This is a genomic window from Rhodococcus sp. 05-2254-5, assembly GCF_002258575.1.
Taxonomy (GTDB): domain Bacteria; phylum Actinomycetota; class Actinomycetes; order Mycobacteriales; family Mycobacteriaceae; genus Rhodococcoides; species Rhodococcoides fascians.
In genome coordinates, this window is sequence record NZ_NOZG01000001.1 from 146,359 (window position 1) to 159,005 (window position 12,647).

Below are 12,647 nucleotides of genomic sequence, written 5' to 3' on the forward strand. Positions count from 1 at the left end.
CAGGTCAGGACGTCAATCGAGGTGTTGTTCCCACTGCTGCAACCACGGCAGCAGCGCAGTGAGATCACGGGTATCGAGTGCTGCGGTCGCCGCCTCACGGGCGGCGGTATTCGCGTTCAGAGCTAGCGATTCGGGAAGAACCTCGAACAAGGGAATGTCCGAACGGCTGTCACCGATAGCGCAGCACCGGTGCAGTGGTATCCCCCGTTCGCCCGCCAGCGCTACCGCGCGGTCACGTTTGTCGAACTCGTCGAAATGCTCGGCCACCGTGCCGTCATAGACCGATTCTGAAATCCCCACCTGTGGACCGCCATTGGTGGTGAAACCGTACCGCCTCGCGATCGCGCTGCTGACCGGCTGCCACGCCAACGAGGCAAGCACCGGCTCGATCCGACGACTGCGGCACCACGACGTGACGTCGTCGACCCCGTCGATCACCGGTAAGTCGTCGAGCCACCGATCGACGGTGCTCGTGTCCACTCCGCGCCATCCTCGGGCGTCGATGACGCTGACCTGTTCGTTTGTCAATTCCCCGACTGCGTAACGTCGTTCAGCGTCATCGAGTTCGTGCTGGTGTCCCATGTGTGCCGCCAGAAAGCTCCCGCTCGACATCGAGGGCACCAACGTTCCGTCGATATCGAAGAACACCATCCCTCGTAGCGTCATCACTGAAAGATACTTGGCCCAGCAGTTTCGCACCGCGACCAGCGTCAAAAACGAGGTTGGGTCCGACTACTCGGTCGGCACCGCAGTGCACACAACCAGGGCGAGGCCTACCAAGACAGGGGGAACAACGGTCTACCATGACCGCTCTCGCCGCTCGACCAAGCCGAGCGTCTTTAAGAACCAGGCAAGCCCGCACGCAGACAGGAGCAGGGCCGACATGCCGCCGACCACGAGTTCATCGGGTCCACTCATGCCCGACAGGATCTGCGGCTGGTCGTAGCGCATGCCTACCATTACCAGCAGAGCCACTGAGACAAGCACTGTGAGAACGGCATGGGATATTTTCACGCTGGCGAGCCGCTGTTGCCTCACGACCAGAATCGTATCCGGGGACGCGATGGGTAACCTTTAGTGCGTACCCTGGCCTGAGCGGTTCGATTGGCCGAAAACGGTTTGCTGAGAAGCAGTTTCGCACTGTTGTTGGTCCTGCGATCGTCGTGTGAGCTTTCAAAGGTCGTTCAGTTGGTCTCGAGTGACCGTGTGAGCGCGGCGATCAGTGCGGTGACGGCCGGCAGGTCGGTCGAGGTGGCGATGCGCAGTGACCGGGTGATGACCGGCGTGGTGGGTGCGTAGGTGACCGCCGCGGTGGGGACGCGTGCCGTCACCGGGAAGAGTGCGACGGCCAGGTTCGCTTCGACCAAGGCGAGTTGGGTTGCGTAGTCGGACACTTCGTACGCGATCCGCGGCTCGACCCCACAATCGCGCAGCGCCTGTGTCGTCGCTGCGTATGCGTCCGATCCCTGCGGACACACTGTCCACACGGCGTCGCCGAGCCCCGAAAGATCCACCCGCGCCGCAGATCCGCTCGCTGATGGCAGCGCAAGGTGGACTTCCTCGGTGTGCAGGGTCTGCACGTGCACACCTTTCGGGAGTGCCGTGGGCCGGATGTCCCAGGATTCGAAGACGACGATATCGAGCGCGCGTCGTTCCAACTGCGCTAGAAGGTGGACGCCTTCGCCGTCGACGACCTGCGGGGTCAGCATCGGATTGGTAAGCACTATCTCGGCGAGGGCGGGGACGACCAGCCGGCGTAGAGCGCTCGCCACTGCGCCGATCCGCACAAGTCCGGCGATCTCGGTGTCGATGCGGGCAACGTCACTGGCAGCGGCGTCTGCCACCTGGACCATCTCGAGGGCCCGTACGGCCAACACGCGGCCGGCGGGTGTGAGGCGGATCGTGCGGCCGTCGGGTTCGACGAGTGCGGTGCCGGCTTCGCGTTCAAGTTTGCGGATGTGCTGGGTGACCCCGGATCCGCTCATGTGCAACGCGTGCCCGGCTTTCGTCACCGATCCGTGTTCGGCGACGGCGGCGAACACGCGCATACGATCCCAGGTCAACATCGAAGCGAGACTACGCAATCGAACCGAGTAATACGAATTAGACTTACCAATTGGGGTGCTGGTTCGCTGAACACGTGACATACACAGCCAGCGCCACCCTTGACAGCGAACCGCGGTTCGGACGTTCGACGACCTTGGTCGTGCTCGGCGCGGCGTCGCTGTCGTTGTCGGCGACGTTCGTCAAGCTCGCCGACGTCACCTCCGGTACCGCAGCGTTCCTGCGCTGCGCGCTGGCGCTGGTCGTTCTCGTCCCGTTGGCGGTGTGGGAGGTGCGTCGTCGCGGCGCGATGCCGATACCGCTGTACCCGTTGGCGATCGTCGCCGGGGTTTTCTTGGGTGCCGACTACGTGATGTGGACCAAGTCGATCCTCGACGTCGGAGCGTCCATCGCAACCGTGTTGATCAACGTGCAGGTCGTCGTCCTCCCGTTGCTCGCCCTGGTGGTCGACAAGACGGCTGTTCCTCGACGGTTCGTGGTGACGGCACCCGCGATGGTGCTCGGTGTCGCCCTCGCCGGCGCGGTGATCGGGCCGGCGGGTGACACCGGCGGCGGCAGCGCGGTGCGCGGATCGATCCTCGGCATCGCGGCAGGGGTCGCGTATGCGGGGTATCTGTTTCTCAATCGGCGCTCCGGGCAACGCAGCCCGAAGCACACGATTACCCCGATCTGTGTCGCCACTGCCTCCGCGGCGGTGACGGCTGGGGTCATCTCGGCTCCGCTCGGTGATCTCGACCTGACGATCACCGCCGGAGCCTGGGCGTGGATGATCGCCCTGGCCTTGCTGGGTCAGGTCGCGGCGTGGCTGTTCGTCAGCGTCGGATCCCGCGATCTCCCGACGAACACGATCGCGGGACTGCTTCTCCTGCAACCGGTCCTGGCCATCGTCTTCGGATTCCTCGTTCTTCACGAACGCCCCACCTGGCTGCAACTCCTCGGCGCCGCCGTCGTCGTCGGCGCCGTATGGACCGCCAACCGACACTCGGCGCACCCACGACGTGGCCTGCGCCGGGGTGTGCGCAGCGTCTGGGCAGGGAAACAGCATCCTGGCTGGCGGCCGTGTGACTAGTTAGTGACCAGTAACTAACGGGTGTATTCTCGCTCCTGTGAGGCAGCAACGAAAGATGACCGGCTCCGACCGGCGCGCCCAGATCCTCGACATCGCCGCCGAGGAGTTCGCCGCCGGTGGACTGCACGGGGCGTCCACCGAATCGATGGCCCGGCGAGCCGGGATCACCCAGGCGTACATCTTCCGAATCTTCGGCACCAAGAAGGCACTGTTCGCCGAAGTGATGGTCGCCTCGTTCGACCGGTTGACAGAAGCGATGCGCGAGGCGGCCGGCGACGACACGGGCCGAGACGCGTTGGCGGCCATGGGCGCGCGCTACCACGACATGCTCAGCGACCGCACGGCTCTGCTGCTGCAGCTGCAGGGCTTCGCCGCGTGCGGCGACCCCGACGTCCAGGGTGCGGTCCGCGACAGCTTCGGACGCATGTGGACCACCGTCGCCGGCATCACCGGCCTCGACGACGTCACCGTCAAAGCATTCCTCGCCTTCGGCATGCTCCTCAACAACGCTGCTGCCCTCCAGGTTCCGAATCTTGACGAACCGTGGGCCACAGCTATCCAGACCCGCATCCAACCCGGGCTCTTCGACCACATCACCACCGAGACGAACCGATGAACACCCCCGCAGCCGGTACGCCGCCGCGAGCGCTCATCCCGACGCTGATGTTCATCGCGCTCGTCGTCGCCGCTGTCGGCAGCCTCGGTGCACCACTGATCACCAGTGTCGCAACCACACTCGACGTGTCGTTGGCCTCCGCCCAGTGGACGCTGACGATCACCCTGTTCACCGGCGCGATCGCCGGCCCGGTGCTGGGCCGGCTCGGCGCAGGACCGCACCGCCGGACCACGATTCTGATCACCCTGGCCGTAGTCGTGGCCGGCAGCGTCCTCACCGTGCTCCCGTTACCGTTCGGGTGGCTGCTCGTCGGCCGCGCCGCCCAGGGCACCGGACTGGGCCTGACCGCGTTGATGATGGGCGTCGCCCGCGATCACCTCCCCGACCACCGAGCGTCCTCCACCATTGCGCTGCTGTCCGTCGCCTCCACCATCGGTATCGGTATCGGTTACCCGCTTGCCGGACTGCTCACCGAGATCGGTGGTCTCCGCACCGCGTACGGCCTGGGCGTCCTCGTCACCATCATCGCTTTCGCCGCGGCGCTGCGCACCATCCCGTCGCCGCCGCCGGGACGGCCCGCCCGCGTCGACATACCCGGCGCTCTCCTGCTGGCAGCGGCTCTGTTCCTGGTCCTGTTCCTGGCCAGTCAGACGCACTTGTGGACCGAGCACCTCCCGCTCGCTGCGCTCCTGGCCCTCGCCGCCGCCGTCCTACTCGCAGTCTGGGTGATCGTCGAAAGGCGCACCGCGGCACCACTGGTCGACGTTCGGCTGCTCGCGCACCCCGCCGTCGCCGGGGCGAATGTCGCCATGTTCGTCGGCGGGGTCGGGATGTACCTGCTGCTGACGCTGATCACCCGCTACGCCCAAACACCACTGTCTGCCGGCTACGGATTCGGGCTGACCGTTTTCGTCGCCGGGCTCGTCCTCGTCCCGTTCTCCGCACTCGGATTCGCCGCCGGCAAACTCACCCCACACCTGGCCCGTCGCCTCGGTGCCCCACTGACCCTCGCGGCCGGGGCTGCCGTCGTACTCGCCGGCTTCGTCGTCTTCGCCGCCGCTCGGTCGAACATCGCCGAACTCCTCGTCGCGATGGCGGTGCTCGGGTTCGGAGTCGGATCCTTCTCCTCCGCGATGCCCGGCGTCATCCTCGCGGTCACGGACCCGGAAGAGACGTCGAGCGCGATGAGCGTCAACCAGGTCGTCCGCAGTGTCGGGTTCTCACTCGGAAGCGCCGTCGGCGGACTCGTCCTCGCGGCGGGCACCACCGACACCTTCCCAATCGACGGCGCGTACACGATCGCATCCTGCATCGGCGCCGCCATCATGGTCGTCACCGTCATTACCTGTGTCGCCCTGCACCGCCGGGTGCCCGTAGCGTCACGCGCCCAGTCGACTTAAGAAGCCTGTGCGCAATTCTGCACAACGCGTGTCGAGCGACAGGGATTGCCGCACAACGTGATACGTGGCCGGGCTCGACGATCCGGTCCCGCACGCTATCGAACTGGCGTCCACCCGCCACGTCGCACGGCCCTGCCGTTGTGTGCGTCGCAACAAACCGTGGCAGCGCAACCGGGCCGAGCGGGCAAAACCAGTTGCACGGCTAATCCGTCGGTCGCAAGACTGGCACGAGTGGACATGCATCCGAACCAGGTGACGATCTCGATCTCGACCGTGCGCGCACTGATCGACACGCAGTTCTCCGACTGGCGCGACCTCGCGCTCGACCAGGTGCATGCCGGCGGCACGGAAAACGCGATCTTCCGGATCGGTACCGATCTCGTGGCCCGGTTCCGGCTCGAAGCCCATGATGTCGACACGACGCGAGCGGAAGTACTCGCAGAGTTGGAGGCCGCTCGCGAGCTTGCCGGCAGCACGCGCTTCGCCACGCCTGAACCCGTGGCCCTGGGCGAGCCCGGCGGTGACTACCCACTGCCGTGGTCGGTACAGACATGGATCGACGGGGACCCCGCAACGACCGGCGATCTCTCTCAGTCGGAGCCTTTCGCCGAGGACCTCGCCGAGTTCATCATGCAGGTGCGAGGTATCGCCTCAGGCGGTCGGACCTACAACGGCTGCGGGCGTGGCGGCGACCTCGCATCTCACGACGACTGGGTACGAGAGTGCATCTCACGCAGCGCCGGACTGATGGATGTGGCGTCGCTGTCGCAGGCGTGGGCACAATGGCGTGAGCTACCTCGCGGAGACAGCCCGGATGTGATGAACCACTGCGATCTGATGCCCGGAAACGTCCTGGTTGCCGACGGTCGCCTCGCGGGTGTGCTCGATGTCGGGGGTTTGGCCGCTGCGGATCCAGCCCTCGATCTCGTGGGAGCATGGCACCTGCTCGACGCCGGACCGCGAGAGGTGTTGCGGCGCAGACTCGGTGTCGACGACGAGCAATGGCGACGCGGCAAAGCATGGGCGTTCGAACAAGCAATCGGGTTGGTGTGGTACTACCTCGACAGTAACCCGACCATGAGTCGAATCGGGCGCACCACACTCGACCGTGTACTTGGCGACGGGGAGCTCGACCAAGCCCCCTGACCGTCGTTTCGACCATGCTCGGCTACCGCTACCAGATCACCGAAAAGCACGAAGGAGGATACGCCACCTACGCCAATCTGGTTTCAGGAGAACTAGTTTCGTTGAAAATGAAGTCACGATCGCGTTCAGTCGACGTATGATCTGCTCGAATTGAGCAACTGTTAGGAACCAGTTGTAACCCCAGTAGGTGACAACGCGCACGGAGGGTTGCGGTGTCAGCGCGTGCCTTGCCCTGATCGGCGAAGCAGTGACGGGCCTAGGGCTGCAACCACCGCAGTACCGCCCGCGAGTAGGACCCCTATCCCGGCCGCTCGAGAGGGGACGCCATTGCGGGCGGCCGCGATCACTACCCCCGCGTCTATGAGATCAATCGCAATACCTGCCTGCAGGACTAATCGCCTGACGGTCTGATCGGGGTGAAGGGCCGCCGCGCCAAGCGCAATGTCGCGGACGCCGAATGCCTTGATCCAGATGCCGCGGTCTGGTCCCGGGTAGTGGACCCCGAGGGCACCATGAACACGGGCCGGTACGAGCGCTGTGGTCGCACCCCAGACTATTCGGCCGACCCCTATCGCTGTGGCAACTGTCCGTTCTGCATCGTTTGTCCTTTTCGCATGTTCGTTCTACCACTGTCGAGGGTCGGCGCGAGGCCGCTGTCAGACTGTCGACATGTCGATCACACTCGTCCCGATCACTCTTCAACGGTTTCCCTCATGGCTGAAACGGAGCCAGAGCGAGTACAAGACGGACCTGATCGCTACAGGTGAGACGCCACGCGCCGCTGAAGAGCACTCCAGTGATGCTCTCGAGCGTGCTTTCCCAGCGGGTGCTCCCACACCGGGTAACACTGTGTTCGACCTCGTTGACGACATCGGCCAGATCGTCGGATACCTCTGGATTGGCCGTGACAACTCAGACGACGCCAGCTCTTGGTGGGTGTGGGATGTCGTAATCGAGCCCGAGCACCGAGGCCGGGGCTATGGGCGAGCAGCGATGCAGCTCGCCGAAGACCATGCACGGGCGCAGGGCGCGCGGACGCTGGGACTGAGCGTGTTCGGCTTCAATGCGGTCGCGCGCGGGCTTTACGAGTCAGCCGGTTATGAAACCACAAGTGTGAAGATGCGCAAGCAGCTCTGAACTCCTCAATCCTGTTCAGCAGTTTCCGCACCGATTGCGTGGGCCGAACCGCATGAACTCAAGGACGGCCATCAGGTTATCGATCCAGCAGGTGAACGATGTGAGCCTCACGACTACGCGTGGGATCGGTGATGCCGTCGGCCTCTTCGATTCTGACGGCTTATTGCTGCAGGACCTGATAAGGAGTGAATGTGACCAACTATCGTGATTACCTCTGGGTCGAGGACTTCGGGGTCTTCACCTCCGACGGCTACTGCTTGGCGCTCATCGCAACAAGCACGCCCGAAGAAGTTCTGGCCAGCCTCGAGGCATCCGACGACCGACTGACGGTAGTCGGCGCCCAAGCCGCATATCGGAAGGGCTCCGGCCTGAGAGAGCGGCACGATGTCGATGGCGTGAACACCCAACTGTTGTCAGTCGCCGAGGTCGCCGGCGGGTGGACGATGCTGCTCCAGACGCCGGGGTTTCTCGGCATCTCGGCGGCGATGTCCGAGATCGTCACGACCCACGACGTTGTGGTCCACGGGGCGGACAGATTCGAGTGGTGGTCGCGGGGTGTTCTGAGAATCACGTTCGAGCCACTGTTGCCGCAGTCGGACCTAGTGGGGGTACTCGCCGACCGCCAGGCACCTGATGCACGCGCCGAGATCATCGCGCTGATCGGTGAGGTGGGCGGAATCGACCTCGACGAGACGCCGGGTAGAGAATTCCACCACGTCGCGGGATCGTTCGCGCTCGCGGAACGACTCACCGGTGTCCGAATCACACGCGAGCTGCTCGAAACGACGCAGTTCACCGCCACCGTCGCTACGCCAGACCAACTGCATTGGTGATCATTCGATGACGTGTCGCGTCGATGACGCGCTCTGCGCATGTTGATGCGCAACTGTTCTGAAAAGCTCAGTATGCGCGTCGATGCTTGCCCTCAGTGCTCCGATGGCCACTGCACAGCAGGAGCCAGATGCAACGCCAATGCAAACTCCTTGCACCGACTACGCCATGGAAAATTATGGGACTGGATTTGATTGGACGTGTTTCGGCGACACCTTGACTGTCACCGTCCCCACTGAGAATGATTCGGACCCGAGTGCGACTGTGATCGACACATCTACTGGTGAGGAGATTAATCCCGACGATCCGGCACAGACCCCAGACGGCAGGGGCACGCTTCCGGAGGGGCGTGAGGGACCTGAAATAATGCCGCGCGCTCGAATTGATGACTCGCACTCCGTGACAAACTACGAACAAATAATCTGGAATTATTCAGACGGTACAAACGGGTCGACCTCGATTAGTATGCGTGTTTCCATCTATAACCATAGCGGGAATATCTCGGTAGGATTCCAAGATGAGGTACCTATCGAACTCAGATTTCAGTTGAGGATCCGAGAGGATCGTCGGCCGTTTATGAGTGATCTCGACATATATGAGTACGCCGATGACACCGAATACAACCTCGGCGTGCCCGCTTTGAACGGGACTGTTTTTGAGCCCTACTGGGACGAAGGTTTCGACAAGCTGCCCTATCCGTCCGAGGATAAGAGATACTTCTGGGACATCCACCATATCTACATCGCGGCGGAGGGAAGGGGTTGGCTGACAGCAAATCTGTTCGGATTGGGATCGTCGCAATCTGACCGCGTGACCTGTGGCCCCGTCAGGCCGTGCCGATTCGTTGAAGGAAACACGTAGACTGTCGATGTGTTGAAGGTGTGGGCCCGGGTGTCGATATCGCCACCCGGGCCCACACGAGTCGCGTATGGCAACCGTAGGAATGCACAATGACTGATACGATCCCGATTGCGCTGGGAAAGGCTGGGCTCGATCTTTTCGAGCTATCGCTCGCCGGAGCGGTTGACCGCAACGGTAAAAAAGGAAGTATGGAAGTACTGTCGGCCATGGCCCGAGGTGTTCCTGCTTACCAGCCGGCATCGACATATGCCGCTCTATGTGCACTTAGCCACGACTACCTCATGCCACTGCCGCTCATCGTAGCCGACGGCAATATGGGGTTATGGAGCGAACCTGCTGCGCCGCCTGAATACACCAGATGCAGCCTCTCGCCAAGTGGTAAACACGCTTTGAAAGCCGAGCAGTCTGGCGAAGCGCCAATCCCCTTCGACTTAATCAACGGGGATCTACATCGAGGTGGAAGCAGGCCTCCTCTTGACCCGCGTACGGTCGCTATGTTGCTTGCCGGTAAAGCAGGGAGCGATCCTGCGAAGGCTATCGAACTTAACGCGATGTGGACTCCTGCTAACGCCCATGCTGACGGCGATTGGCCGGAGCTGTTTGCGGGCGAAAAGGTGAAATTTTCCTTCTACGGCCGTGTCGCGCTCATTGATGGCCAATTGATGGTAAACGGTATCCCCCCGGGATCCGATCCACGCCCCTTAGAGATGCAAATCCATAGTCGGACTGGACGTAAGTCTTTGGATATGTCTGGACCGAGCGGCCCGCGTATTCAGGTGAGCTTGAAACCGGGTGATGATGCGGAATCGATAGCGCGCCAAATATTGGAGATTCCGGCAATGACGTCCCACATGGAGCTCAGTTTTGGTACATCCATATTGGATATCGTCGAGGCCTGGATAAGCGCTCATGGGGACCAAGCCGCCAGTCGAGGATCTCAAAAGCTACTGAAATTAGTCGCGTGAGAGGGTGCAACTTTTCTGAAGGCCAACCAGGCACCTGGTTCGTTCGAGCTTTCGTAGAGTAGCGATGGTCGACGGTGATGAGGTCTATGTCCTCGTCGGGCGAGCAGGGCCACCGGCGCTAAAGTTCGCGACCATATTAATTGGCGATCAAACCCCGGTGACGATCGAGCAAAACGCTGGTGACGCTCGAATTTTGGATTAACGACGCTCAGTCCCACGATCATGGGCATCTTTGAGGTCGTACTATCGAGGTCTAACCGCGATCAGCGGAATTTCTCGACTACAAGTTTGTGGTGGTCGTCCGCCTGCCTCCGTTAGCGCTGCGCGTGTGTGGTTACCGACAAGGTAGGTTGGACGGCGATTTTGTCGCTGAACAGTCAAACCCCAGCAACTGTGACGGACAGGCGAGAGATCCGAAGGCCTCGCCATGGATACCACCGTCGAGGGCACCTTGTTCGCATGGGCACGCACCGGGACCGGCGATTGGCTTGCTTGTAGCTACGGTTTCCCGTTGACCAATTGACCGGTCTTTGCGCGGGGGAGGGGATGTGATCTGTCAGGTCGCCGCCACATCCGGGAACGAGGCGGACATGTCGGTTCCGTTGCGCAAGACTAGTTTCACCCGGGATGTGCCGTCGACAACGCTGACCCCGCGTTGGCCGTCCCGCTTCCATTCCCACACTCAGGCCGGTCCGGACGGGAGCGGCCCAGCGGTGGCGAGCATTGGAGACAACGGATTTGGGGGCATCGACGATGAATGCCCGCGTCGGGGATGCTCCCTACAGATTCACGAGTTCATGCTCGTTTCACCTCTGCGGCGAAATGTGCGAAGCCCGGTCAGAATTGCGGCCGCAGCAAACAAGCCAGTAGCCACCCATGGCCAGACCGCAAACTCACCGCCCTGAGCTCGAATCACCGCGACAACGGCCCACAGCAACGCCAGCGCCGACCAGAAGAAAATCCACTTTTTCCCGCTCGGAAAATTCACCGTCAACTCCTCGGACTCTAGAGGGAACTCGAGCACCGGTAACACTGAATTGAGGTCTCGTTCCGTCACAACAAGCGGACGCTGATGCGATTGCGCCTCCGCAGGACACGGCGAGGCAGAACCCACAAGACAAAGGGCTGCCTGCGCACGAGGCGACACATGCCGCGCACCCGAGTGTGCTCAAGATACAGCCTGCATTGATGCTGGAGTTGCATACAGGCACTTCCCGCGTCGAAAAATCTCCCGGACCGCCGGAACCCACGCATCCGGTACATGACGAGCCGGTTGTGGCTGCCCGTTCGAGGTTGCCGGTTCCGGGTTGTTCACCGTTGTGACTTACACCGAGCACAGTCAAACCCTCGCCGCTCGCACCGTCGCCGAACTGGAGAGCCTCCGCTCCACGATCTGCGGTCGCCGCTGAGGACGTTTCATAAAGCCGATATATTTGGCTACTTGTATTGTCAGCGATTGCCAGCGTTGTACCACTCTCGTCGAGACTCATACCGAATACCCAACGTTGGCTTGCGGGGTACTCGGATCCGCTATCGGTGACCCACCATGAACTCGGGTCGCTACTTGCGGTGCTGATCTCATCGAACAAGCCTGTCGGATCGAGGATCCGGCGCGAATCCGGGGCGTTGAGAATCCTATTGACGTCGTCCGGGTTGATTTCGGAATAGGTCAATTGTTTGGATGTCGCCTTCGGCGGTGCCCGAGACGGCGTTCGAGCGGATGCTATCGGGCTCAGTAGCGTCAAGCCTGCTACGGCAGCCGCAACGCCTCCCAAAAATCTTCTTCGACCGTGCGTGGCAGTCTTGTCGAACCGTCTGTTGCGCGCGGGCATCTCTTCGCCGATAACCTGAAGTGCTTGCATCGAGCGTTTGACACCGAATTCACGAGTGAGGCGGGGTCCCATCCTTACACCCGCCCACCCACGAACTTGCCCGCTCGGTTGCAACTCAATGAGGGTAGGAGCCCACGGCGGGGTATCCCCGAACACCTCGCGGCGCTCGTCCCACAACGAGGTCAACGGCTTGATCGTCAGTTTCGAGCCCAGCAGATCCTGTATACGTGCGCTTGCCCGAGAGCACGATCCGCACGAGGCGTCGTATCCAAGTATCAATTGCGACATGCATCACCCCTGCTGTGGTGGCCTGTACACGGCTGAAACCGAGATCCTGCGGGCGATATCCGGTATCGAACGCGGACGGCTGGGCCGTGAGGCGGTAGCTGCACTCATCCACATCCCCCGCCAGACCGAGCGGTTTATTTCCCTCAGTGAAACATGGTTCGTTTGCACACGCAACCGTTCACGGGCCAGTCCCAGACCGCATGGACGACGGGTGATTGCGTTCAGCATCAACTGCGCGACCAGTTCCATGCCGAATGAAAGTCGCTCTACAGCAGAGATTGTCATGGTTCGCGGGCATCGTATGATACGGCCGACTCGGGTGGGCGGGTGCCGCGCACGTCGGCGGAATACGCGGAGTATCGACGATGATCGCTGTGGGATTCACCGCGTTCGGGCCGCTCGCACTGTCAGTGGGCCATGACGTGGCAGGGAGCTACA

At 62.2% G+C, this 12,647-nt stretch carries 12 protein-coding genes; 8 read left to right on the top strand and 4 right to left on the bottom strand.

The genetic code is table 11. The features are described from left to right. Positions 1-12: 12 nt before the first annotated feature. The 3 genes from CH278_RS00630 to CH278_RS00640 form a co-directional block, all read right to left on the bottom strand. A complete protein-coding gene (locus CH278_RS00630; RefSeq protein ID WP_032375854.1) occupies positions 13-666 on the bottom strand; it encodes an HAD family hydrolase in 654 nt (217 codons plus the stop codon). A 132-nt stretch (positions 667-798) separates the two neighbouring features. Beyond that, positions 799-1,038 (bottom strand): hypothetical protein, encoded by a 240-nt coding sequence (locus CH278_RS00635; RefSeq protein WP_032375855.1) that lies wholly within the window; start codon positions 1,036-1,038, stop codon positions 799-801. Between the two features lie 146 nt (positions 1,039-1,184). Beyond that, complete coding sequence (locus CH278_RS00640) at positions 1,185-2,066, bottom strand: LysR family transcriptional regulator (protein ID WP_032375856.1); 882 nt, start codon at positions 2,064-2,066, stop codon at positions 1,185-1,187. Between the two features lie 74 nt (positions 2,067-2,140). Between CH278_RS00640 and CH278_RS00645 the strand changes: the two genes are divergently transcribed. The 8 genes from CH278_RS00645 to CH278_RS27165 all read left to right on the top strand — a co-directional run bounded on the left by CH278_RS00645 (position 2,141) and on the right by CH278_RS27165 (position 10,089). Further along, positions 2,141-3,133, top strand: coding sequence for a DMT family transporter (locus CH278_RS00645; RefSeq protein ID WP_230596115.1), 993 nt, complete (start codon positions 2,141-2,143; stop codon positions 3,131-3,133). A gap of 37 nt (positions 3,134-3,170) precedes the next feature. Next, positions 3,171-3,749, top strand: a complete 579-nt coding sequence (locus CH278_RS00650) for a TetR/AcrR family transcriptional regulator (protein ID WP_306436679.1) — start codon at positions 3,171-3,173, stop codon at positions 3,747-3,749. Next, positions 3,746-5,149: an MFS transporter gene (locus CH278_RS00655; protein ID WP_032375858.1), complete on the top strand. Its 1,404-nt coding sequence runs from the start codon at positions 3,746-3,748 to the stop codon at positions 5,147-5,149. The genes CH278_RS00650 and CH278_RS00655 overlap by 4 nt, the downstream gene beginning before the upstream one ends. Before the next feature lie 237 nt (positions 5,150-5,386). Continuing rightward, the gene (locus CH278_RS00660) at positions 5,387-6,295 is read left to right on the top strand and encodes an aminoglycoside phosphotransferase family protein (protein ID WP_032375888.1); all 909 of its coding nucleotides are present in this window, start codon (positions 5,387-5,389) and stop codon (positions 6,293-6,295) included. Positions 6,296-6,964: 669 nt separating this feature from the next. Then, positions 6,965-7,432, top strand: coding sequence for a GNAT family N-acetyltransferase (locus tag CH278_RS00665; protein WP_032375859.1), 468 nt, complete (start codon positions 6,965-6,967; stop codon positions 7,430-7,432). Positions 7,433-7,623: 191 nt separating this feature from the next. Continuing rightward, complete coding sequence (locus CH278_RS00670; protein ID WP_141216648.1) at positions 7,624-8,265, top strand: DUF6461 domain-containing protein; 642 nt, start codon at positions 7,624-7,626, stop codon at positions 8,263-8,265. Positions 8,266-8,368: 103 nt separating this feature from the next. Next, complete coding sequence (locus CH278_RS00675) at positions 8,369-9,124, top strand: hypothetical protein (RefSeq protein WP_032375861.1); 756 nt, start codon at positions 8,369-8,371, stop codon at positions 9,122-9,124. 89 nt (positions 9,125-9,213) lie between these two features. Next, a complete protein-coding gene (locus CH278_RS27165; protein WP_141216649.1) occupies positions 9,214-10,089 on the top strand; it encodes a hypothetical protein in 876 nt (291 codons plus the stop codon). A gap of 787 nt (positions 10,090-10,876) precedes the next feature. Here CH278_RS27165 and CH278_RS00685 read toward each other — a convergent pair. After that, positions 10,877-11,077 (bottom strand): hypothetical protein, encoded by a 201-nt coding sequence (locus CH278_RS00685; RefSeq protein ID WP_141216650.1) that lies wholly within the window; start codon positions 11,075-11,077, stop codon positions 10,877-10,879. Positions 11,078-12,647: the final 1,570 nt, after the last annotated feature.